This is a genomic window from Streptococcus suis, assembly GCF_019856455.1.
GTDB classification, from domain to species: Bacteria; Bacillota; Bacilli; order Lactobacillales; family Streptococcaceae; genus Streptococcus; species Streptococcus suis_AE.
Map to the genome: position 1 here is coordinate 1563425 of NZ_CP082205.1, position 24959 is coordinate 1588383.

Below are 24959 nucleotides of genomic sequence, written 5' to 3' on the forward strand. Positions count from 1 at the left end.
TTTCAAAGTAAGACTATTTTATCATAAAATGAAAGAGATTTCAGAAGTAAAGCGAAGAAAAAAAGTTGGTCCCCCAACTTCTTTCTATTTTTTCCAGGCAGAGCGTTCTGCTACAACTGTAAACAAGACATCGGTTGATGAATTGAGGGCTGTTTCACAAGAATCTTGAATCACTCCGACTACAAATCCTACTCCAACAACCTGCATGGCGATTTCATTAGGAATACCAAATAGGCTACATGCTACTGGAATGAGGAAAAGCGAACCTCCTGCTACACCTGATGCACCTGCAGCTGATAGAGATGCGACAACAGATAAAAGAAGGGCCGAACTGAAATCAACACTGATGCCAAGTGTATGAACAGCTGCCATTGTTAAAATATTAATCGTAATAGCCGCGCCAGCCATATTAATTGTGGCACCGAGCGGAATGGATACTGAATATGTATCTGAGTCAACTCCTAATCGTTTTGCTAACTGCATATTGACAGGGATATTTGCTGCTGAACTTCTTGTGAAAAAGGCAGTTACACCGCTAACACGGAGACATTCCAACACCAAGGGGTAAGGATTTTTTTCATTACAAGAAAAGCAATCAAGGGATTGACAACAAGCGCGACAAAAATCATGCTTCCAACCAAGAGTAAGAGCAGTAAACCATAGTCTTTTAAAGCTGTCAGACCATTATTTGCAATGGTATCGAAAACCAAGCCCATGATACCAAATGGTGCCAGACCAATAATCCAGCCTACAACTTTAGAAGTCACTTCTGCCGCAGATTGCAATAAATCTTTGGTTGTCTTGCTTGCATGACGAAAGGCCAAGCCAAACACTGCCGCCCATGTCAAAACACCAATATAATTAGCCGTTGCAAGAGCATTGATTGGATTGTCGACTATTTTCAATAACAAATCTTGGAATACTTCAGCAATCCCTTGTGGAGGAGTAATGTCCGTAGTCGTTGTAGTAGAAAGAACTAGTTTAATAGGGAATAAATAGCTTGCTCCTACAGCAATGAAGGCCGCCGCAAAAGTACCAAATAGATACAAGCAGATAACTGTCCTCATATTCGATTTTTGACCAGCAGGAGCTTGTGATAGAGCATGTGCAACTAGTGTCAGAACCAAAAGAGGGGCAATGGCTTTTAAAGCGCCAACAAAGAGATTTCCCAAGAGAGAAATCATCGTGAACTGAGGAACACTCAATCCCAAGACTAATCCTAATACGACCCCAATACTGAGTTTCCGTATTAAACTAATCTTTTTCCAGATAGAAATTATATTTTTCAAACAATTACCTCCAAACAAACATTTTTCCATATTAGCAGAAAAACGAGGCTTGGTCAATAGAATAAAAAATGAGTATCAGGTAGTGAAAATCTGAAAAGCATGTAATAACATTTTCGTCTTTGCAAACTGAACCAAAAAGCCACCTTTCGGCAGCTTGCTTTTTATGTCAATTCATTAAAATCCCATACATCGTCAACCCAGCCTTCATAGAAATCAGGCTCGTGGCAAACCATGAGAATGGAGCCCTTATAGGCTTGAAGGGCACGTTTGAGTTCATCCTTGGCATCCACATCCAAGTGGTTAGTCGGCTCGTCGAGAACCAGGACATTGTTTTCACGGTTCATAAGCAAACAGAAGCGAACTTTGGCCTGCTCACCACCTGAAAGGACTTGGATCTGGCTTTCGATATGCTTGGAAGTCAGACCGCAACGAGCTAGAGCAGCCCGAACTTCTGCTTGATTGAGGGCTGGAAAGGCATCCCAAACGGCTTCCAGTGGCGTCTGACGATTACCACCAGCTACTTCTTGCTCGAAATAGCCTAGTTCCAAATACTCCCCACGCTCCACAGAACCACCGAGCGGTGGAATAATACCCAGCAAACTTTTAAGAAGAGTGGATTTACCGATACCGTTGGCACCGACAATGGCAATCTTCTGGTTGCGTTCAAAGGTCAGATTGAGCGGCCTACGTGTCAAGACACGGTCATAACCAATTTCCAAATCAGTCGTTTGGAAGATAAAGCGACTTGGAGTTCGAGCCATTTTGAAATCAAATGATGGCTTTGGTTTCTCTGCTTGAAGCTCAATAATCTCCATCTTGTCCAGCTTCTTCTGACGAGACATGGCCATGTTTCGAGTCGCAACGCGGGCCTTGTTGCGGTTAACGAAGTCCTGCAAATCCGCGATTTCTTTCTGCTGGCGTTCGTAGGCAGCCTCTAACTGAGCCCGCTTCATAGCGTGTACTTCTTGGAATTGGTAGTAATTGCCTGTGTAGCGAGTCAAAAGCTGATTTTCCACATGGTAGACAATGTTAATCACATCATTCAAGAAAGGAATGTCATGCGAAATCAAGACAAAGGCATTTTCATAGTTCTGCAAGTAGCGTTTGAGCCAGTCAATATGCTCTGCATCCAAGTAGTTGGTCGGCTCATCCAGAAGCAGGATATCAGGCTTCTCCAAGAGCAATTTTGCAAGAAGAACCTTAGTCCGTTGTCCCCCTGATAACTCCGTCACATCCTTGTCCATGCCATAGTCCATGACACCAAGCGCACGCGCAACTTCGTCAATCTTGGCATCCAGCGTATAGAAATCACGACTTTCCAGACGATCTTGCAGTTCGCCAACCTCTTCCATGAGGGCATCCATATCGGCACCCTCTTCTGCCATAGACATGTAAATGTCATTGATACGAGCTTCTGTCTTGAAGAGTTCATCGAATGCTGTCCGCAAGACATCACGGACTGATTGACCCTTTTCTAGTTTAGCATGCTGGTCCAAATAACCTGCCGTTACATAGCGGGACCATTCTACCTTGCCCTCATCTGGCTGCAATTGACCTGTCACGATGGACATGAAGGTCGATTTCCCTTCTCCATTGGCACCGACAAGACCGATATGCTCCCCTTTCAAGAGACGGAAGGAGACATTCTCAAAAATCGTGCGGTCACCAAACCCATGACTTAAATTCTTTACTTCTAAAATACTCATAATTTCCTCACAACATCAAAGAACTGGAGTAACCAAACTCCAGTTTTTACTTTTATTCTCGCAGTCTTGAGTGGAACTACTAGCCACCTAATCAATCTGGTGGTTCAAGACAATGAAATCATCTTAACAAATGATTGATTTCTGCTTAAATTCCAATTTCCGCACGGACCACATCAGCAATGGTGTCCACATAGTAATCGACTTCAGCATCCGTTGGCGCTTCTGCCATGACACGCAAGAGGGGCTCAGTACCACTTGGGCGAACCAAGATACGACCGTTGCCAGCCATTTCTGCTTCCATTTTTTCAATGATAGCTGCAATAGCTGGCACTTCCATAGCCTTGTCCTTCATGCTGTTTTCCACACGGATATTGACCAATTTTTGTGGGTAAATGGTCACTTCTGCTGCTAATTCAGAAAGTGTTTTACCAGTTTCTTTCATGATTTTGGTCAATTGCACAGCGGTCAGCTGGCCGTCGCCTGTGGTGTTATAATCCATCAGAATCACATGTCCTGACTGCTCACCACCGACATTGTAGCCTTCCTTGCGCATTTCTTCAACCACATAACGGTCACCAACAGCGGTCACTGCTTTTTCAATACCTTCACGATCCAAAGCCTTATGGAAACCAAGGTTGGACATAACAGTTGTCACAATGGTATTTTTAGCTAGTAACCCCTTTTCTGCTAAGTACTTGCCGACGATATACATGATGCGGTCGCCATCTACCAAATCACCATTTTCATCAACGGCAATCAGTCGGTCACTGTCTCCGTCAAAGGCAAGTCCGATTTGACTGCCAGTTTCTTTCACCAATTCCTGCAATTTTTCAGGATGAGTTGAGCCAACGCCTTCGTTGATGTTCAAACCGTCTGGCTTTTCAGCCATTACAGTCAAATCTGCTCCCAAATCCGCAAAAATTTGACGAGCAGAGGTTGAGGCAGCGCCATTGGCAGTATCCAAGGCAACTTTCATACCTTCTAGCTGAATACCTGTTGAAACAAGGAAGGATTCGTATTTACGCAAGCCTTCTGGATAATCTACCACATCACCCAAGCCTTGTGCAGATGGACGAGGAAGTGTATCTTCTTCAGCATCCAAGAGAGCTTCAATCTCCGCTTCCAATGCATCATCCAATTTGAAACCATCACCAGCAAAGAATTTGATACCGTTATCTTGCGCTGGGTTATGACTTGCAGAAATCATGACACCTGCACTTGCTTTTTCAGTTTTGACTAGGTGGGCAACACCCGGTGTCGCCAAAACTCCCAATTTATACACATGAATCCCTACTGATAGAAGTCCTGCAATCAAGGCAGCCTCTAACATTTGACCTGAGATACGTGTGTCACGCGCCACAAAGACACGAGGTACATCCGTTTCATGTTGACTAAGAACATAACCACCAAAACGACCCAATTTGAATGCTAATTCTGGCGTTAATTCTACGTTTGCTTCTCCACGGACACCATCTGTCCCAAAATATTTACCCATTTTCATAACCTCTTATTTTGTTTTTGTAAGTATAATTTGCATATTTGCTTCCGTCTGAGACAGTACAACTGGCAAGACATTGCCGTCGCTATCTACAGCCTGTAATTTAGCTGTACCACTATAATTCTCAGACAGATTGCTCACATCCATCGCAACAGCTTCGACCCGATCAATCTTCGCCATTGTTTCTTCATCCGTTGTCACTTTAACGGTATCTACGTTGACCGAAACCTTAGACAGACTGTAACCCTCTGCCAATTGATTACTATATACTCTACCAGCTACCGGGAATGCCTTGCTAACTTTTTTACCAATCTTAACGGTAATCGCATCTGGTGCTAGTGTCGCACTCACTCCTGCTGGCAAATTAGTCAATTGTAGCTTGACAGTCTGTGTCCCATCACTCAACTCTCTCAAATCCGCAGTCACTTGAAACGTCCGAGTTGACTCATCGGATTCTCTCTGTAGGAGAACACGATTAGAGCCCCTTAATTCAACTGCTACTGTCGAAGAAAATCCGGAAATAAAATACTTGTTTGTATCATATTCAATCTCAATCGGTACATTGCTCAGTGTGTGAACATAGGTTTCTGACTCCGTGTTCTGTGCAGCTGATTCTGAATTTTTATAGTTGGTGGTTGTTGCATAGAAAAAGAGCAACAATGCTAGAAAAATAGATAAGGCTAAGTGACCTACAGCTTTAAACTTATCGTTCATGTTTGCCACCTCCTAATCGCTTCCAGATGGACTTTTTCTCTACATTTTCAGAAATAAAAGTCGCTCGCAACTCTGCTTCAAACTCATCCAAAGTCAAATCATGTTTAAATATCCCGTTTCGTGCAATAGAAATACTGCCAGTTTCTTCAGAAACAATAAACACAAACGCATCAGATACCTCCGATAAGCCAATGGCTGCACGATGTCGTGTTCCAAATTCCTTTGAAATTCCTGCGCTCTCTGACAGGGGCAAATAAGCACAAGCAACAGCTACCTTGTCTTCCTTGACAATTACAGCCCCATCATGTAGCGGTGTATTCGGGATGAAAATATTTATTAACAATTCCTGAGATATATCCGCATTGAGTGGAATCCCCGTTGCTCTATATTCTTGCAATGTTTGGGCTTGTTCTACTGCCACAAGTGCACCAATTTTACGCGGAGACATATAAGCAACCGATTTGAGAAAAGCAACAATTAACTTTTCTTCTGCACTCACTGTATTTGTCCCAAAAATCTGAGTTGTTCTACCGAGTTTTTCAAGCATAGCGCGCAACTCTGGTGCAAAAATAACTACTGCTGCAATAACCCCATACGTGATTACTTGATTAATCAGCCAAGCAATCGTCTGCAGACCGAATAAACTCGCTATAATCTGGACAATAATGAAGAGAAAAACCCCTCGAATCAATGTCATAATTTTAGTACCTGCAATAGACTTACTAAAATTATAAATCAAATAAACAACTATACTAATATCAATTAGGTGCAACAGTGCGGTCCAAGGATTGGCTATCAAACTCGACCAATACCCTGTATCCAGTAACTGGTTTAGGTTTAACATATCATTCTCATACTTTCTAACTCATACATAGTAATGTACCCATTATACCATATTTTCCCCTTTTCTTTAGAAAATAGTGACCTTCCTGTTAAAAATAGTACAGATTTACTGCAGGAATATATCACGTTCCAACACACTCCATTCTAGAAAATCAGTGACCTTTATGATAAAATAGTCCCATGAAAATAAATACAGCTTTGGGTATTCTAGCAGGAAAAGGTTCCCAGTTCATTTTGAAAAAACTAGGACGTGGTACTACCCTACCTGGAAAAATTGCCCTCAAATTCGATAAACATATTTTAGATAGTTTGGCTAAGGATTATGAAGTCGTTGTTATTACTGGAACCAATGGTAAAACTCTAACAACAGCCTTGACCGTAGGTATCCTTCAAGAAGCCTTTGGAGAAATTACGACCAACACCAGCGGTGCCAATATGATTACAGGGATTACGGCAACATTTTTATCTGCCAAGAAAAACAAAAATGGTAAGAAGATTGCCGTCTTGGAGATTGACGAAGCAAGTCTTGCCCGCGTGACCGACTTTATCAAGCCTAGTCTGATTGTCTTTACCAATATCTTCCGTGACCAGATGGACCGCTACGGTGAGATTTATACCACCTACCAGATGATTTTGGACGGGGCTGCCAAGGCTCCTCATGCGACCATTCTCGCCAACGGTGACAGCCCGCTTTTTAACTCGACAAACGTTATCAATCCAGTAAAATACTACGGTTTTGCGACGGAAGAACATGAACCTCGTCTGGCCCATTACAATACCGAAGGCGTTCTCTGTCCTCATTGCCACCAGATTATCCAGTACAAGCTAAATACCTACGCTAACTTGGGCAGCTATATCTGTAACAACTGTGGCTTTTGTCGACCTGAGCTGGACTACAAGTTAACTGAACTGAAAGAGATTACCAATACTTCTTCCACCTTTGCTATTGACGGTCAGGATTATAAGATTAACATCGGAGGCCTCTACAACATCTACAATGCCCTAGCAGCTGTCAGCGTAGCAGAATTTTTCGGCGTATCTCCTGAAAAAATCAAGGCAGGATTTGACAAATCAAAGGCAGTCTTCGGTCGCCAAGAAACATTTAAGTTGGGTGATAAAGATTGTACATTGGTCTTGATTAAAAACCCTGTCGGTGCAACCCAGGCTATTGAAATGATGAAACTGGCTCCATACGATTTCAGCCTGTCCGTCCTTCTCAATGCCAACTACGCTGACGGAATTGATACCAGCTGGATTTGGGACGCTGACTTTGAACAAATCACTCAAATGGACATTCCACAAGTCTTTGCAGGCGGTGTTCGTTCGTCTGAAATCGCCCGTCGTCTCCGTGTGACTGGCTATCCTGAGAACCAGATTACTGAAACACCAAAACTAGAAGACATCATGACCTTGATTGAGCAATCGAGTAGCCAACATGCTTATATTTTAGCTACTTATACAGCTATGCTCGAATTCCGTGACCTGCTGGCTCAACGCCAAGCCGTTGGAAAGGAGATGAAATAATGGTCTATACGTCATTAAAAAGTCCTGAAAAAGACTACACTTATGATCTCCACATCGCCCACCTCTACGGTGATTTGATGAACACCTACGGGGACAACGGCAACATCCTCATGCTCAAGTATGTGGCTGAAAAGCTGGGGGCTCGTGTTCAGGTGGACATCGTTTCACTGACTGATGATTTTGATAAGGATTACTATGACATCGCCTTTTTCGGTGGTGGTCAAGACTACGAGCAGTCTATTTTAGCCAAGGATTTACCGATAAAAAAAGACAGCCTAGCAGACTTTATCGAAAACGATGGTGTCATGCTGGCTATCTGCGGTGGCTTCCAGTTGCTCGGTCAATACTACATCGAAGCTGGCGGCCGCAAGATTGACGGACTGGGTATAATGGGCCACTACACCCTCAACCAGACTAACAACCGTTACATCGGTGACATTAAAATTCACAATGAGGAGTTCAACGAAACCTACTACGGTTTTGAAAACCACCAAGGTCGTACCTTCCTAGCTGACAACCAAAAACCGCTGGGCAAGGTTGTCTATGGTAATGGCAACAATAAGGAAGACGGTGGCGAAGGCCTGCACTACAAAAACACCTTCGGCAGCTACTTCCACGGGCCCATCCTGTCCCGCAATGCCAACCTAGCCTACCGCCTGGTCACAACTGCCCTCCGTAAAAAATATGGACAAGACATCCAACTTGCCAGCTACACTGACATCCTCAGTAAAGAAGTCGCTGAAGAATACGGCGATGTAAAAAGCAAGGCAGAATTTGAGAAATAAAGCAAAACCGCTTCTGATATCCAGAGGCGGTTTCATTTTTTATATCGTTCCTACCAAAAGCACTCCCTCAACCGTAATCTCGGTCAACTGGCTCAAATCCAACTTGGACTGGTCTACTTGGAAAAAGAGGGGTGTCATGTCTGCCAAGACTTGAGTATGGGCGGCTGTAATCGGCAGGGTCCGGCTGACCAGTACTTGCTCCACCTGCCCCACGTAAGACTTGAAATGGTCCACGATTTCTTGGTTGTCATAGGACTCCTTTCGGAGTTGGTCTTTGGCTAAATGGCGGAGCTCCTTGAGGTGATTGGGGCCTGGGACTAATTTTAGAATTGCCCCACCAGTTTTTAACACTCTGGCAAACTCCTGATAATTGGCTGGGGAAAAGATGTCCAAGATACCGTCAATCGTCTTATCTTGAATAGGCAACTTGGTCAAGTCACCGACAAACCATTTGACCGACTTAGTCCTGTCAGATTTGGCTGCTAGGAGAATGGAATCCTTGGAAATATCAAAAGCAAGAATGTCCAAGTCCATTTTCTCGGCTAATTTGCGGGAATAAAACCCCTCTCCACAGCCGATATCCAAGACAGACCGCAATCCCAGCTCTGCTATTTTTTCCTCCAAAGCCGCATAGAGATGATCGTAATAGCCCGCCTCTAAAAAGGCCTGACGGTTTTCAAAGCTAGACTTGTGGTAGTTGGCAGACTGCTTGACCTGGGGGGCCAGATTGACGTAGCCCTGCTTGGCAATGTCAAAAGTGTGGCGGTTGGGACAGCGGAGGCTGTTGAGGTCAAGACCAAGAGCCTGCCCACAATGTGGACAGGCGAAAAATTGGTCGCTATTGGCAAAACGTTGGTGTTTGGTCATCTTATTTGTGTTCTTTTCTAAAGCGATACAGGGCTAGTCCTGATAGGAGCGTGGCAATGGCTCCTGTAAAGACCAGCAAGTAGCCGACTGGAATGAGATAAAAGTTTTCATGCAGAATGCCCTTGGCATCAATATACTCGACCGAGTTTGCCTTGATGACAAAGCAGACAAAGCCGAGAAGCATGAGAAAACTACCGATAATGGTAATAGTCAGGTGCATCTGGGTACGGCGGCCTTCACGACCGTCTTTTACAAGTTTTTCTGTCATGTTGTTCATGTCAGTTCCTCCTAAGATAAGGTGATCTAAGGAGATCGAAAAGACAGAGGACATGAGAATCAAGAGTTCCAAATCAGGTAGATTCTTGTCATTTTCCCAGTTGGAAACGGCCTGCCTGGTCACATTGAGTTTGAGGGCAAACTGCTCCTGGGTCAAGCCTTCCTTCTTTCGTAAGTCCTTGATTTGCTGTCCAAAGTTCATTTCTTCTCCTTTCAGGATCCTGTCTGGCAGGTCCTAAACTCATCTTAGCTTGTTGGTCAATGTTTACCAAGAAAGACTAGCTTGCCCTAGACTTTTTCAGCGAAAGGTGGTCTTGCTAACTCCGAAAGACTGGCTTGCAAACCGTTCTGTCAAGGATTTGAGCCTCTTGTCAACTCCCTGTCAACCTACCCCATCTGCTCAGATAATTCTTCCCATTCTTCCATGAGATTTTCTTGTTGGGCAGTCAATTGATCGATTTCTTTTTGGTAATCGGTCAGCTGGCCGATGTCGTTGGTTTCTAGCATGGCTTGGCTGAGCTCGCTCAGGCGGTTTTCGATGGCCTCAATTTTTACCTCGATTTGCTCGATGCGACGGGCTAGTTTGCGTTGCTCTTTTTGGTTTTCCTTTTGAGCTTGGTAATCTATGGCTCCGGCTGATTGGCTAGTACTTTCTAGCTGGTCAGGCTGGGCTTCTGCTTCCTGCTCTGCCTTTTTCTCCAAATAATAGTCATAGTCGCCCAAGTAGAGCGTGGAGCCAGTTTCCGAGATTTCTAGGACCTTGGTGGCGACGCGGTTGATGAAATAGCGGTCGTGGCTGACAAAGAGCAGGGTGCCGTCAAACTCGATAAGGGCATTTTCTAGGACTTCCTTGCTGTCGATGTCCAGGTGGTTGGTCGGCTCGTCGAGGATGAGGAAGTTGTTGTTTTCCATAGATAGCTTAGCAAGAAGCAGGCGAGCTTTTTCCCCACCAGATAGCATGGAAACAGACTTTTTGACGTCATCGCCTGAGAAGAGAAAGGCTCCTAGGCGGTTACGGATTTCCACTTCAGGCGTGGTCGGAAAGGCTGACCAGAGCTCCTCCAAGACCGTGTTGGAAGGCGTTAGGGCCGACTGGGTCTGGTCATAGTATCCCACTTCCACGTTGGCTCCTAGCTTGGCTTCTCCTTTGATAAATGGCAGAGCTCCGATGATGGATTTGAGCAGGGTAGTTTTTCCGATTCCATTTGGTCCGACAATGGCAATGGCATCCAGCTTTCTTTGGTCAATGGAAATAGGCTGGGAAAGAATGTTTCCATCGTAGCCCACCGCAGCATTTTCCACTGTCAAGACGATATTGCCAGAAGTCTTGTCCGACTGGAAAGTCATGTTGGCAGACTTCTGACCAGTTGTTGGCTTGTCCAGTCGCTCCATCTTTTCCAACTGCTTGCGTCTAGCCTGGGCACGCTTGGTGGTCGAAGCACGGACAATATTTTTCTGGACAAAGTCTTCTAACTTGGCAATTTCCTTCTGCTGCTTTTCATAGTTTTGCAGTTCCGTTTGCAACTTCTGCTCTTTGAGCTCAACAAACTGAGAATAATTACCCACATAACGGTCCAAGGAATGCTTGGTCAAATCAAGCGTCAGAGTCGCTACCTTGTCCAAGAAATAGCGGTCATGGCTGACAATAATCAAGGCTCCCTTGTAATGAACCAGATAATTTTCCAACCAAGCAATCGTTTCGATGTCCAGGTGGTTGGTCGGTTCGTCCAACACCAAGAGTTCTGGGCTTTCAAGAAGCATTTTTGCCAGAGCAAGTCGAGTATTTTGACCGCCAGAGAGTTCGGAGATTTTCATTTCCCACATGGTCTGGTCAAACTTAAAGCCGTTCAAAATGGCACGAATATCCGCCTCATAGCTGAAGCCACCTGCCAGACGAAATTCTTCCGACAGACTATCATAGGTTTTCATCAGTTGATCTAGGTCGCTACCAGATAGGCTGCCCATCTGCTCTTCCATAGACCGCAGGCGTTTTTCCGTCGTCCGCAGGTCGTCAAAGACATGAAGCATTTCATCGTAAATGGTATTTTCTGACTCAAAACGGCTGTCCTGTGCCAGATAAGAAAGGGACAAATCACGCTTGGTTGAAATATCACCGCTGGTCGCTGCTTCTTCTCCGACAAGGATTTTAAGAAGAGTTGACTTGCCAGCCCCATTTTTTCCGACAAGGGCAATCCGATCCCGCTCGTCCACTTGAATGTTGATATTGTTAAATAAAACTTCGCCCGCAAATGAGCGTTCAATCTTGTTTCCGCTTAGAATAATCATAGCAATATTGTACCATAAATTAGCCGAACCATGACACCTGCTATTCACCAAAAATATAGATAGCCAATCCTTCTACCCAAAAAAGCTCTATAATGTCGTCAATGGTTGAAACCACTAGCGAATTATAGAGCTATTTTTGATACGTCCCAATTAGTTTAGTTTAACGAAGAGTTCGCTTTTCTACTGCAATACAGAATTCTGTTAACTCTCTCAGTTCTATCTACAAACTGAATACCATTATGAAATATCATCATCTTCTCGCTCCTTACGACGACGTTTAGCCATAAGTGCAAAGGCTCCTCCTAACATTGTGGCACTCAACAATCCTGATACTGAGGACTGGGTCTCACCTGTATTAGGTAGCTTAGTTGCCTTCCGATTCACTGGTTTTGCAACTTCAGAAGTCATCGCAGACATACTTGCTGACGTGGACGCCGATGTACTTGCGCTAGTTGAGACACTTATGCTTGCTGACAACGATTGAGAGGTACTTATGGATTCAGATACCGATTGAATATCAATTTTTGGTAATTCCATGGAAGTACCACCAGCATTTGATACAATCCAAATCTCTGACGCACTTGTCGAGGCGGATGTACTTGCACTCATTGAAGCAGATGTACTTGCGCTAGTCGATGCGGAGGTACTTGCCGACGTTGAAGCGGACATGCTTGCTGACGTTGAAGCAGACGTACTTGCCGACGTTGAGGCGGACGTGCTGGCTGACGTTGAGGCGGACGTACTTGCCGACGTTGAAGCGGACGTGCTGGCACTTGTCGAGGCAGACGTGCTTGCCGACGTTGAAGCACTTGTGCTTGCGCTAGTCGATGCGGACGTACTTGCTGATGTTGATGCGGACGTACTTGCCGACGTTGAAGCAGATGTACTTGCGCTGGTTGAGGCAGACGTACTTGCCGACGTTGAGGCAGACGTACTTGCCGACGTTGAAGCACTTGTACTTGCACTCATTGAAGCAGATGTACTTGCGCTGGTTGAAGCGGACATGCTGGCCGATGTTGAAGCGGAGGTACTTGCCGATGTTGAAGCACTTGTGCTTGCGCTGGTTGAAGCACTTGTGCTGGCGCTAGTCGATGCGGACGTACTTGCACTCATTGAAGCAGATGTACTTGCGCTGGTTGAAGCGGACGTGCTGGCCGATGTTGAAGCAGATGTACTTGCTGACGTTGAAGCACTTGTACTTGCGCTGGTTGAGGCACTTGTGCTTGCGCTAGTCGATGCGGACGTACTTGCACTCATTGAAGCAGATGTACTTGCGCTGGTTGAGGCAGACGTGCTTGCACTCGTTGAGGCAGACGTGCTGGCGCTGGTTGAGGCAGACGTACTTGCCGAGGTTGAAGCACTTGTGCTTGCCGAGGTTGAGGCAGACGTGCTTGCACTCGTTGAGGCAGACGTGCTGGCGCTGGTTGAGGCGGAGGTACTTGCACTTGTTGAGGCGGACGTACTTGCACTTGTCGATGCAGACGTACTTGCGCTAGTCGATGCGGACGTACTTGCTGATGTTGATGCGGACGTACTTGCCGACGTTGAAGCAGATGTACTTGCGCTTGTTGAAGCGGACGTGCTTGCTGACGTAGAAGCACTTGTGCTTGCGCTGGTTGAAGCGGAGATACTTGCGCTGGTTGAGGCACTTGTGCTTGCGCTAGTCGATGCGGACGTACTTGCGCTGGTTGAAGCGGACGTGCTGGCCGATGTTGAAGCAGATGTACTTGCTGACGTTGAAGCACTTGTACTTGCGCTGGTTGAGGCACTTGTGCTTGCGCTAGTCGATGCGGACGTACTTGCACTCATTGAAGCAGATGTACTTGCGCTGGTTGAAGCACTTGTACTTGCGCTAGTCGATGCGGACGTACTTGCTGACGTTGAAGCACTTGTACTTGCACTTGTTGAGGCGGACGTACTTGCCGACGTTGAAGCACTTGTACTTGCGCTGGTTGATGCGGACGTGCTTGCCGAGGTTGATGCGGACGTACTTGCGCTGGTTGAAGCACTTGTACTTGCACTTGTTGAAGCACTTGTGCTTGCCGAGGTTGAAGCGGAGGTACTTGCCGACGTTGATGCGGAGGTACTTGCCGATGTTGAAGCACTTGTGCTTGCGCTAGTCGATGCGGACGTGCTTGCGCTGGTTGAAGCAGACGTACTTGCCGATGTTGAGGCGCTTGTACTTGCGCTGGTTGAAGCACTTGTACTTGCGCTAGTCGATGCGGACGTACTTGCACTCATTGAAGCAGATGTACTTGCGCTGGTTGAGGCAGACGTACTTGCCGACGTTGAAGCACTTGTACTTGCACTTGTCGATGCGGAGGTACTTGCCGACGTTGATGCGGACGTACTTGCACTTGTTGAAGCACTTGTGCTTGCCGATGTTGAAGCGGAGGTACTTGCCGACGTTGATGCGGAGGTACTTGCCGATGTTGAAGCACTTGTGCTTGCGCTAGTCGATGCGGACGTGCTTGCGCTGGTTGAAGCAGACGTACTTGCCGATGTTGAGGCGCTTGTACTTGCGCTGGTTGAAGCACTTGTACTTGCGCTAGTCGATGCGGACGTACTTGCTGACGTTGAAGCACTTGTACTTGCGCTGGTTGATGCGGACGTGCTTGCCGAGGTTGATGCGGACGTACTTGCGCTGGTTGAAGCACTTGTACTTGCACTTGTTGAAGCACTTGTGCTTGCGCTAGTCGATGCGGACGTGCTTGCGCTGGTTGAAGCAGACGTACTTGCCGATGTTGAGGCGCTTGTACTTGCGCTGGTTGAAGCACTTGTACTTGCGCTAGTCGATGCGGACGTACTTGCTGACGTTGAAGCACTTGTACTTGCACTTGTTGAGGCGGACGTACTTGCCGACGTTGAAGCAGACGTGCTGGCCGATGTTGAGGCAGACATACTTGCACTCATTGAAGCAGACGTACTTGCCGAGGTTGATGCGGACGTGCTGGCACTCGTTGAGGCAGACGTACTTGCCGACGTTGAAGCTGACGTGCTTACTGACGTCGAGGCAGACGTACTTGCTGACGTTGAAGCAGACGTGCTGGCACTTGTCGATGCACTTGTACTTGCGCTGGTTGAATCAGACGTGCTTGCACTCATTGAAGCAGATGTACTTGCGCTGGTTGATGCGGACGTACTTGCCGACGTTGATGCGGACGTGCTGGCACTTGTTGAGGCGGACGTACTTGCCGACGTTGAAGCAGATGTACTTGCGCTGGTTGATGCGGACGTGCTTGCCGAGGTTGATGCGGATGTACTTGCACTCATTGAAGCAGATGTGCTCGCGCTGGTTGAAGCACTTGTGCTTGCGCTAGTCGATGCGGACGTACTTGCACTCATTGAAGCAGATGTACTTGCGCTGGTTGAGGCAGACGTACTTGCCGACGTTGAAGCACTTGTACTTGCACTTGTCGATGCGGAGGTACTTGCCGACGTTGATGCGGACGTACTTGCACTTGTTGAAGCACTTGTGCTTGCCGATGTTGAAGCGGAGGTACTTGCCGACGTTGATGCGGAGGTACTTGCCGAGGTTGAAGCACTTGTGCTTGCGCTAGTCGATGCGGACGTGCTTGCGCTGGTTGAAGCAGACGTACTTGCCGATGTTGAGGCGCTTGTACTTGCGCTGGTTGAAGCACTTGTACTTGCGCTAGTCGATGCGGACGTACTTGCTGACGTTGAAGCACTTGTACTTGCGCTGGTTGATGCGGACGTGCTTGCCGAGGTTGATGCGGACGTACTTGCGCTGGTTGAAGCACTTGTACTTGCACTTGTTGAAGCACTTGTGCTTGCGCTAGTCGATGCGGACGTGCTTGCGCTGGTTGAAGCAGACGTACTTGCCGATGTTGAGGCGCTTGTACTTGCGCTGGTTGAAGCACTTGTACTTGCGCTAGTCGATGCGGACGTACTTGCTGACGTTGAAGCACTTGTACTTGCACTTGTTGAGGCGGACGTACTTGCCGACGTTGAAGCAGACGTGCTGGCCGATGTTGAGGCAGACATACTTGCACTCATTGAAGCAGACGTACTTGCCGAGGTTGATGCGGACGTGCTGGCACTCGTTGAGGCAGACGTACTTGCCGACGTTGAAGCTGACGTGCTTACTGACGTCGAGGCAGACGTACTTGCTGACGTTGAAGCAGACGTGCTGGCACTTGTCGATGCACTTGTACTTGCGCTGGTTGAATCAGACGTGCTTGCACTCATTGAAGCAGATGTACTTGCGCTGGTTGATGCGGACGTACTTGCCGACGTTGATGCGGACGTGCTGGCACTTGTTGAGGCGGACGTACTTGCCGACGTTGAAGCAGATGTACTTGCGCTGGTTGATGCGGACGTGCTTGCCGAGGTTGATGCGGATGTACTTGCACTCATTGAAGCAGATGTGCTCGCGCTGGTTGAAGCACTTGTGCTTGCGCTAGTCGATGCGGACGTGCTGGCTGACGTTGAGGCACTTGTACTTGCACTTGTCGATGCAGACGTACTTGCACTCGTTGAGGCACTTGTACTTGCCGATGTTGATGCGGATGTACTTGCGCTGGTTGAGGCACTTGTACTTGCACTTGTTGAAGCGGAGGTACTTGCGCTGGTTGAAGCGGACGTGCTGGCTGACGTTGAAGCAGATGTACTTGCTGACGTTGAGGCAGACGTACTTGCACTTGTCGATGCAGACGTACTTGCCGATGTTGAAGCACTTGTACTTGCGCTAGTCGATGCGGACGTACTTGCCGATGTTGAAGCACTTGTGCTTGCGCTAGTCGATGCGGACGTGCTGGCTGACGTTGAGGCGGACGTGCTCGCGCTTGTTGAGGCGCTAACGGAGGCTGATAAACTTGCCGATTCTGAGACAGATTTCTTATCCGTCACTGTTAACTGATAAGATTTCTCTGTTTTAGCTCCATGAGAGTCTACAGCAGTGACGGTAACGGTATAAACTCCTGCTAATAGTGTACCACTTGAAACGTTAGGATTTGTTCCTTTGTAGACAACCTTACCATTTTTGTTCACAACTTTATAGGTAACACTTGGTCTGACACCTGCTGCTGCGTCTTCTGTATCTGTTACCGATACTCCAACCGAAATATCAATTGTAGGACTATCGTTGCGATCGACAGTGCGATTAGATCCTGTAATCGCTGGAGGTGTATTGTCCTTCACTGTCAATTGGAAGCTACTTGTCGTTGTCGTTCCAACACTATCCGTTGCTTCTACATTAACAGTATAGGTTCCTGCTGTTAATTCATTAACGTTAATCGGAGCAGATTGTCTCTTCAATGCAGTAACTGTTTTTAGAACAGTTCCATCTGGACCTTTAATCTTGTAAGTGACAGAAGTATTATTTGCATCGGTTGTACTTCTATCATCTTCCGTATCCGTAACCGTCACAGCTGTGGATAAATCAAGAGTAACCGATGTACTATCAGAACGTTTGATGGCTGAAAGGTTGGTTTGGTTCGAAATAACCGGAGCATCATTCGTATAGTTAATGGTGACATTTACTACAGCGATATTGCCCTGAGCATTTCGCATCTGGACTCGAACTGTTTTCTCACCGGAAGTAAAGTCATGTTCATTCCGAACTGTATAGGCAGAATTACTCAATAGTCCCGATGCTTCTCGTTGTTCTTGTGTGAGGTCCCCAAATGCTGCATAGTTATTTGCTTTCATTGCATCGAGAACAGCCTGCTTGATTTCATCATTGGTGTATTTAACACCACCTGTCAGTTCTTTAGTCAAGCTAGTATTCTGTGGATTGACTATAAGGATTTTCAAGTTGGCCGTCGCTGTATTTGGACCACCGTTGTTATCCGTACTGTTGTCCGATACTTGAACATGTCGAGTGTTTAGACCTGCGGCACTTGCTGTGTAGGTTCCAGTGACCTGCTCGTTTGCATTGATGGTCAAGCCTGTATCGCTTTCTTGGATACGAAGACTTGCGTTGTTAATTCCTGTACCAGCATCTGTTTTTTGGTTGATAACGTCTACTGGTGTCGTCAAGGTTACTCCATTGAAGACATATAGATCATTTGTTGTTAAGGTTGGTGCAATTGTATCAACATACTTGAAATTCACAAGGACATCTTTGTAGGTACCGCTTGACGTTCTAATCCGTACTGTTACTGTATGATCGGTATTCGTCACACCGTCTGGCTTGTAAATCACTTTATTATGGTTGGCATTTGCTACAACTTTATATGTCAATGCTGCCACATTTTCATTGGCGGTAGCATCCGTTGTATTCGTACCAAAAACTGTCGATTTATTATTAGAAATATAATTTTTTACAACATTAACAATCTCTTCATCAGTATACTTAGCGTCTGAAATTTGTTTATTAGGTAAGCGATACGTATCCTGAACGTTCAGCAAGGACATGGTATACTGAGCTGAAATCCCAACAGTTCCTAAAGTATCCGTTGATTTGATTTTGTTGTAGTAATTTCCAGCTACCAAACTAGATACGTTAGTTTGACCACTAATATTCAAAGTCTTAGAGGTTGCACTAGTACCGTCAGCTGTAAGAGTCAACCCTTCCGAATTATTTAAATTTGAATTGTTATTATTTACAATTTCTACAGTTTGAATCCCTGTCGCATCCTCAATTGTACCGATAGCCAATTTATTAGAAGTGTGGTTAAAGTTACTATCTGTAACATTTACCGTGGTATCTTTGAAAATAAAAATCTGATTGCTAAGGTTTGAAACAACAGGTGCTTCCCTCTCAGGATAATCCAGAGTTACTACAACATCTTTGTAAACACCTGCATCGTCAACACCATTATAGTCCGTTGTTAATCGAACGGTTACACTACCATCAACTGTCGGAATGTGCGATGCTGTGACATTCGCATCATTGACAGGTGTCCCATTTACAAGCAACTTATAAGACAAACCTGCATCAGCATGGTTACCATCCAAGGTGCTTGCAACCTTATCTTTTATCTCACTCCAAGTAATCGGGGTATGATTGGTACGCTGAATAGTGGAATCAGCTGCTGAGATGACTTGAATAACTGCTTGGCTATTTGTCGTAGACAAGGGTTGTCCTTGGTCAACAGCAGTCAACGTTTTGTTATACTGACCGACACCAGCGTTTGTTGTACCGCTGACCAACAACGTAACATTTTTATTGCCATCTGTTGAGTTCTTGGTCAAGGTCAAGCCTTGCAAATTACTGGTTCCAGATGTTGTCGTATTGATACCCGTACCTGCATCTGACATCTTAGCCAACTGCAAACTTTGAGTCATCTGTGTGTCCTTGAAGACATAGATTGTACGCGGCTCCGTGATTGTCGGTGCGGTAGTGTCTTGGTAATTAACTGTAACATCTACTTCCTTATAGTTACCGCCTATCAAGGTCACACGAACACGAACTGTTTTTGGACCGACAGTTGGTTCATGGTCGTAACCTGAAACAATAGAATAGCTAGAAAGGTTTTCCAAACCAGAACCAGCCAATCCATCTGAACCACCACCTGTCACGGATGCTTTCACTTGGTCAAGGATTGCTACTGTCGTTACCTTTGTCCCCGCTTCAGCGGTCATGCTACTATCGCTTACATTATAGGAGCGAATCGCAAACGTATGACTTGAGCTGTTGTTATAGTTATCTGTTGCGGTCAAGGTACGTCTGTAGTAGCCTAGGCCTGTAGTAAAGGTTTTTCCCGTTGGAATCGTTCCACTGGTATCTACTGCCAAGCCTCCATCATTTGCAACCGATGTCCTAACTGTTTGCCCTGCTGTATCAGATACAGTGGCGATACGAGTAGCAACCGTTGTTGCTGTATTGTTAAAGACAAAAATTTGCGATGCAGCATTTTCAATTTTGGGTGGGTAGTTGATGTAGATATTTGCATTTGTAGTCAAACCTTGAGGCGTTGCTAAGGTAACATTAACATTGCCTGATTGATTGACTGCTGGTTTCGCACCTTTAACCGAAATTGTCAAGGAATTTAGATTGTCCTGTCTCTGCCATGGCTGTCCCGATTTCGTAATCAATCGAGTTTTATTCTGAATAATCGTATCTGTCAGTTGCTCATTCCAATTCATATTGATAAAGTGATTTCCATCTGAAACTTCAACAATCACAAAAACTGTACCATTATCTGGAATCCAGTTTACAGTTGCTTGCTTATAGTTTCCATCAATAAGTAACGGACGTCTAGAAAAGAAGGTGGCTCCTGTAACGTCTCCGTTATGAATTGGGGTTCCCTTGATAACATATTCATATTCATTAGCAGTACCAGTAGCTCTAGCTACGACTGTTAGTCCCAATGTCCTATCTAAAGTAGTCCCAGATGCTACTATGGCGTCATACCCCATATTGTCCCAGTGTAAGGAAAAACCATACAATTTCCATTCAGATGGTGGTGTGTTTTCTCTAAATTTAGCAACTACTAATTCTTTGTTCATTGGGATCTTATTGAACAAAATAACACTCTTAGCATACTCAAGCAGCACAGGCGCCACATTATCCGTCGCTAGGGCTACAGACACCTCTTCTGTACCTGTCTGTAGACGCAACTCTTCTGCCAAACGGGTCGTCTCGGTGCGGACAACTTCTGCCTTGGCAAGGAGTTCTTCCTCTGTAGCACTTGCACCGCTTAGTAAGATACTGGCATCAATGGCACTATTTTTTGTATCTGTCGCTAGGGTGACCAAGGAAGCCTTTTCTGTATCATCGTAGAAGCGACGCAAGACATCATTGGAAAGAACCAAGGCTTCTGAACTTACTTGCTCAAGAACTTTCTTTGCCGCCTCTACTTCAGGAGTGGATAAAAGAGGAGTATCCTCTTTTTTTACAACTTTTACCGTCAACAGGTTAGCACCTGACTCCGTGACCTCCTGCGAAATTGTGCTGGCTTGACCGTCCGCCAAGCTATAGCCATCTGGTGCTACAACCTCAACCGACACAGTGTTTTTTGCACTGGCTTCTGCCGTTATGACAGTGACAGTTTTAACATCTGCTGAAACAAGAGAGCCATCTTCTCGCTCATATTTGACGATATAGTTGATATTGGCTACTCGATCTACAGTCTTGACCGATTGTGTCGTCTCAGATTGGCTTGAAGAATTGCTGTCCAAGTTAGTTGCCAGCAAGCCTGTCACCGTTTCTGAACTAGCTGTTGCTGTGGCAGCTGTGGCACTGCTAAGAAGTGATAAACCCTGACCAAAGCCAGAAAGTGTTGTCGGATTCTCTTTGTTGCCATCCACCAATACTTGTTGGTTGCTACTTAAAGAGGTATCTTCCGTTCCAGGTTCTTGCGTCTGACTTGATTGAGGAAGAGTTTCTGAAGTTTCCTGACCTACTTCACTCGTTGAAAAAGTGGCCGAGGCTGAGAGACTAACAGATGTCGAAGCGGAGCTACTTGCTGATGTCGACGCACTCGTACTCGCAGATGTGCTAGCACTTGTTGAAGCAGAGCTACTTGCTGAGGTGCTAGCGCTTGTCGATGCCGAAAGACTACTACTTTCCGACTGTGACAGAATATCATTCTCATACAGGCTATTTGAAGCTGAACCGTCCCCCCCTGTTGACTCATCTTGAGCAGAAACAACTAGCGTTGACTCTGTTTCAACAACGACATGATCTTTATCAATAAGCGTATCCGTAGTTTCTTCAAGTTGTTGCTCTACTGCAGCTACTTGCTCCTCACCCAAAACAGATGTCATGACGGCCGCTCCCGTGACGGCTGCTCCAGAAACTAACATAGCCTTCAGGTACTGGTAGCGTTGACTTTCTAATCGCTCTGAACTATCTACAAGAGGTACTGAAACTGTTTCCTGTCCTTTTCCTCGAATAACACGCAAAAGACTGAGCTGAGACATGACAGTCCGAATCCAGTTTTTACCTGATTTATGCATTTTGACACGACTCTTACGTCCGACTTCATCAAAATCTTTGTTAAATCGTTTATGTTTCATTATGACTCCTAGTATATAAATTTAATTCCTAAAAATATATACTACATATCCTACGCAACTTACAAAGAGAGCCATAAAAAACATTGCATATATATATATATATATCATAGGTACAATTACTTCATTCTACTATAATTGATAAAATATTTCAAACAAATTGCTTTTTGCTTCTTAGAAGCTATTAAAAAAACAGAAAGAGCCAGAGCATTCATTCTGGCTAAAAAGTTTACTTCAAAAAGAACTGAAGAATTTGCAAGATAATCAAGCCGAGACTAATAAGAATCGAGATTGTGACAATTAGCTGAAAATTAAACCTTTTCTTTTCCTTCTTTTTTTTCGGAATAACATAGCGTTCTTCTTCGAGTCGTTGCTCGATACTTTCTTTCAATGGATGTTCGTGTCCCATGGTTCCTCCTATTTTATCACGCGCTGGTAGTCGGCAACTGTGGTCAAGTTGGCTTCTTTGTCCTGACAGGATAGGAGGCGACTTTGCTCATCACTCTGTCCTGCCAATAAGGATTTTATCTTAGCAATCATGACCTCAACTTGCGAGGAAGCGTAGCGATTTTCACGCGCAACATAGGTTGACGCATGAAGGGTTTCTGTGAAACCTAAAATCAGCTGACGGTATTCGAATGCTGTACGGACAGAGGATAGGATTTCGTTACCATGATTGATATCCAAGTAAAGGCTGGTCCGCTGATACAATTGTTGTACCAAATCCATGGCAATATTTGGATACAGGGTCACATTTTCATAGTTGCCAAAGGTCATCAAGTGACTAGACATCTCTGTAATCGCTCCGATATGAAAATGCAGCTGCGGTAAACTTGTGACCAGACGTTCCAACTGTTCGATTTGATCAGAATTAGTTAAGATAAGAGCTTCTGGTTTAAACTCAGCTTGTTCTTTAAACGGATACAAGAAACCAAGATAGGCAATATTTTTCTGCTGTTCTGGGCTTGCCAGTGCCATCAGATTGTCATAGGCTTCCTTATCTTGTACCACAATCTTGGTCGGTCTTCTACTCTGCTTATTGAGTAAAAGGAGCATATTCCCTGGAATACTATCGCGAATCGGTTCTTGCCAAAAGAGAATGTCTTCACCATCTTCATCCAAATAAAAAGCTGTCAAGAAGGGTTGACCTAAATGGTTATAAAAGATACGGTCTAGATTGAAACCAGCTGTCTTCAGGTAATATGTATAAAAAGCATGTTTGTTTTTGAAGAAATGGATTTGGTTCTGATGGTTCAAAATCCAGTCACCCGTGCCGTGGTTTTCAATCAAGACTTCCTGACCATCTTCCTTATAGTAGCTGGTCTGCATAGCCTGTCCTTGGCTATCATAGCTGGTTTGTGCAAAACACATTCCCTTGTCATTGTAGCGGTCGGTCACGACGATTTTCCCTGTTTCATCATACCAATCCACCGCTTTGACAAGTCGCATATGGCTTGGTTGGGCGTAATGAATCTGTGCACGCTTAGTTGCATAATCATAGATTGCCGCCTGACTACCGTCTCCACGAATCTCCCAGAAAGCTGGTGTTTTTACCTGATTGAAATACAAGGCTTGTCCTTGCACAGTATCATATTCCGTAAAGTATCGAAAAGGCGATGTCACATCATGAGGCAAGAAGCCATCATCATTTAACACAATTGTCGGATTATTATATCCTGAACAAATGAGGGAAAAATGCAAATCCCAGCTCGATTGTTGGTACGTATCAAATAAATGAATCATCTTCCTACCATCTCCTCTACTAATTCTACCCATTTTTTCTCGATTTCATGGGTTAAGAATGCGGATGCTACTTGGTAAGAAGCTTCCTGCATTTCATGACGATCTTCACGACTAAAGAAGACACGAATCGCTTGAAGATAATGTGAGACAATCTCCTGCTCATCCTCTACTGTAGGGAATGGCAAGAGATAACCGTTTCGTCCTTCTTGAATAAAGGTCTGGTTTCCATAAGGCGCATCAAAACCGATAAGAGGTAAGCCTGCACCGATAGCTTCCAACAAGGTCAAGCCAAAGCCCTCACTTTTTGAAGCAGTCAGGTAGAGTTCGTAATCTTGATAAACCTCGGTCAAATCGTGATGCCCTTTCAGGTGAATATAGTCTTCTGCCTGATGTTCCTTGATAATAGCCTCAATTTTAGCATGCTCACCCCCGCTACCATAGATATCAAAAGTGAGTTCTGGCAGGTCTTTTTTGGCAGCAACCACAGCCTTGGTCAGCCAGTCCACATGTTTTTCTGTTGCTAGACGTGAAGCGGTAATAATGGAGTACGGTCTTCTCATTTCTGCACGTCTGACATAATCAATACTTCCAACTGGTATGTCCACGATGAGAGGCACCTTACCAACATACTTTTCAAACTGCTCCTCTAAGACTTCTTTTTGGCGCTTGGTCGAGGTAATAAAGAAATCCACACAGTCAGCGTGTACAAATTGGTAGTCATAATAGTTATTCCAGAGAATCGTTTGGTCGGTAACTTGATTGAGACTGTAATGTTCCGCATGGATGACGACACCTAATCGAGCAGGACCTTTATTGGCAAAGACTGCTTGTCCAGTTCCTGTAGCTCGGTCCAAGATGACGATATCTTGGCTAGTCAAGCCAAGGTTCTGCATAAAGTAGGCAATCCACTCTTCTTTGGAACTGATAAGGGCATCTGGCATACGGTAAACACTCTTATTTCCATCAATCACTTCTTCATATGCAACAGATCCGTCTTCATTGAAGAAGCGTCTGAGGTATAGGTGGGCCTTGCTATCGCGTGGGGTATAGTACTCACTAAAACTTCTCATGTAGGTAAAGAAATCCTTGCGAATCAGGTTCCCGCTCGAAACGTATTCAACACGATGAACGATATCTTTGTCTTCCTGACAAAGATAGGCTGTCAAAAAGAAATTCTGCTCTTCATAGAAGAAACGAACAATCTTCCCATCACGCTCTTCTCGCGTTATCGTTCCTGTAACATCTTGTCTCAATTGGTCAAGGGTATAAGTAGTTGGTGCTACCTTTTGGTCTGTAAAGAAGGTGTAGAGCCAGATGACTTCCTCATCCTTGAAACCGATATTCCGTGTCATGTCTGATATATTATCTTGTCCGAAAAAATCTGTAAAGATAAACTTGGTTTTGATTCCTTTTCGGCGTAATAATTGAGCACGATAGGCTTGAGCGTACTCAACACCACTACTGGCCCAACCTATCCCAAGATTGATATTGTAGACGGTCATAA

The 24959-nt window shown here is 45.2% G+C and carries 15 protein-coding genes and 2 pseudogenes; 4 read left to right on the forward strand and 13 right to left on the reverse strand.

Annotated features, from left to right (window positions below; translation table 11 throughout):
- Positions 1 to 84: 84 nt before the first annotated feature.
- The 5 genes and pseudogenes from sstT to cdaA all read right to left on the reverse strand — a co-directional run bounded on the left by sstT (position 85) and on the right by cdaA (position 6051).
- Positions 85 to 1289, reverse strand: a pseudogene (gene sstT, locus K6969_RS07715) (serine/threonine transporter SstT).
- A gap of 161 nt (positions 1290 to 1450) precedes the next feature.
- Positions 1451 to 2995, reverse strand: a complete 1545-nt coding sequence (locus K6969_RS07720) for an ABC-F family ATP-binding cassette domain-containing protein (RefSeq protein WP_172101183.1) — start codon at positions 2993 to 2995, stop codon at positions 1451 to 1453.
- Between the two features lie 145 nt (positions 2996 to 3140).
- Positions 3141 to 4490, reverse strand: coding sequence for a phosphoglucosamine mutase (gene glmM / locus K6969_RS07725; protein WP_321537374.1), 1350 nt, complete (start codon positions 4488 to 4490; stop codon positions 3141 to 3143).
- Between the two features lie 12 nt (positions 4491 to 4502).
- Positions 4503 to 5207, reverse strand: coding sequence for a YbbR-like domain-containing protein (locus K6969_RS07730; protein WP_012775246.1), 705 nt, complete (start codon positions 5205 to 5207; stop codon positions 4503 to 4505).
- Positions 5197 to 6051 (reverse strand): diadenylate cyclase CdaA, encoded by an 855-nt coding sequence (gene cdaA / locus K6969_RS07735; RefSeq protein ID WP_318823111.1) that lies wholly within the window; start codon positions 6049 to 6051, stop codon positions 5197 to 5199. Before cdaA ends, K6969_RS07730 begins: the two co-directional genes overlap by 11 nt.
- Before the next feature lie 179 nt (positions 6052 to 6230).
- On the opposite strand from cdaA, the gene murT reads away from it, so the two are divergent.
- Positions 6231 to 7574, forward strand: coding sequence for a lipid II isoglutaminyl synthase subunit MurT (murT, locus tag K6969_RS07740; RefSeq protein WP_321537375.1), 1344 nt, complete (start codon positions 6231 to 6233; stop codon positions 7572 to 7574).
- Positions 7574 to 8359, forward strand: a complete 786-nt coding sequence (gene gatD, locus K6969_RS07745; protein WP_043024710.1) for a lipid II isoglutaminyl synthase subunit GatD — start codon at positions 7574 to 7576, stop codon at positions 8357 to 8359. The genes murT and gatD overlap by 1 nt, the downstream gene beginning before the upstream one ends.
- Before the next feature lie 39 nt (positions 8360 to 8398).
- Here the strand turns inward: gatD and K6969_RS07750 are convergent, their stop codons facing one another.
- The 4 genes from K6969_RS07750 to K6969_RS12360 all read right to left on the reverse strand — a co-directional run bounded on the left by K6969_RS07750 (position 8399) and on the right by K6969_RS12360 (position 12325).
- Positions 8399 to 9226 (reverse strand): putative RNA methyltransferase, encoded by an 828-nt coding sequence (locus K6969_RS07750; protein WP_321537376.1) that lies wholly within the window; start codon positions 9224 to 9226, stop codon positions 8399 to 8401.
- A gap of 1 nt (position 9227) precedes the next feature.
- On the reverse strand, positions 9228 to 9704 hold the full coding sequence (locus K6969_RS07755; RefSeq protein WP_024380606.1) for a DUF3955 domain-containing protein: 477 nt from the start codon (positions 9702 to 9704) through the stop codon (positions 9228 to 9230).
- Between the two features lie 185 nt (positions 9705 to 9889).
- On the reverse strand, positions 9890 to 11788 hold the full coding sequence (locus K6969_RS07760; protein ID WP_321537377.1) for an ABC-F family ATP-binding cassette domain-containing protein: 1899 nt from the start codon (positions 11786 to 11788) through the stop codon (positions 9890 to 9892).
- Between the two features lie 237 nt (positions 11789 to 12025).
- A complete protein-coding gene (locus K6969_RS12360; protein ID WP_029744684.1) occupies positions 12026 to 12325 on the reverse strand; it encodes an LPXTG cell wall anchor domain-containing protein in 300 nt (99 codons plus the stop codon).
- Here K6969_RS12360 and K6969_RS12365 point away from each other — a divergent pair.
- Positions 12324 to 16667: a hypothetical protein gene (locus K6969_RS12365; protein ID WP_414820577.1), complete on the forward strand. Its 4344-nt coding sequence runs from the start codon at positions 12324 to 12326 to the stop codon at positions 16665 to 16667. The genes K6969_RS12360 and K6969_RS12365 overlap by 2 nt on opposite strands.
- 4140 nt (positions 16668 to 20807) lie before the next feature.
- Positions 20808 to 20960, forward strand: coding sequence for a hypothetical protein (locus K6969_RS07770; protein WP_170238429.1), 153 nt, complete (start codon positions 20808 to 20810; stop codon positions 20958 to 20960).
- A gap of 563 nt (positions 20961 to 21523) precedes the next feature.
- Here K6969_RS07770 and K6969_RS12370 read toward each other — a convergent pair.
- The 4 genes and pseudogenes from K6969_RS12370 to gtfA form a co-directional block, all read right to left on the reverse strand.
- Positions 21524 to 21715: pseudogene (locus K6969_RS12370) on the reverse strand (KxYKxGKxW signal peptide domain-containing protein); the annotation flags it as partial.
- A gap of 226 nt (positions 21716 to 21941) precedes the next feature.
- A complete protein-coding gene (locus K6969_RS07775) occupies positions 21942 to 22121 on the reverse strand; it encodes a hypothetical protein (RefSeq protein WP_029173059.1) in 180 nt (59 codons plus the stop codon).
- An 8-nt stretch (positions 22122 to 22129) separates the two neighbouring features.
- Entirely contained in the window at positions 22130 to 23455 is a 1326-nt protein-coding gene (gtfB, locus tag K6969_RS07780) for an accessory Sec system glycosylation chaperone GtfB (protein WP_029173058.1), read from the reverse strand.
- Positions 23452 to 24957, reverse strand: coding sequence for an accessory Sec system glycosyltransferase GtfA (gtfA, locus tag K6969_RS07785; protein ID WP_172008457.1), 1506 nt, complete (start codon positions 24955 to 24957; stop codon positions 23452 to 23454). The genes gtfB and gtfA overlap by 4 nt, the downstream gene beginning before the upstream one ends.
- Between the last annotated feature and the right edge of the window lie 2 nt (positions 24958 to 24959).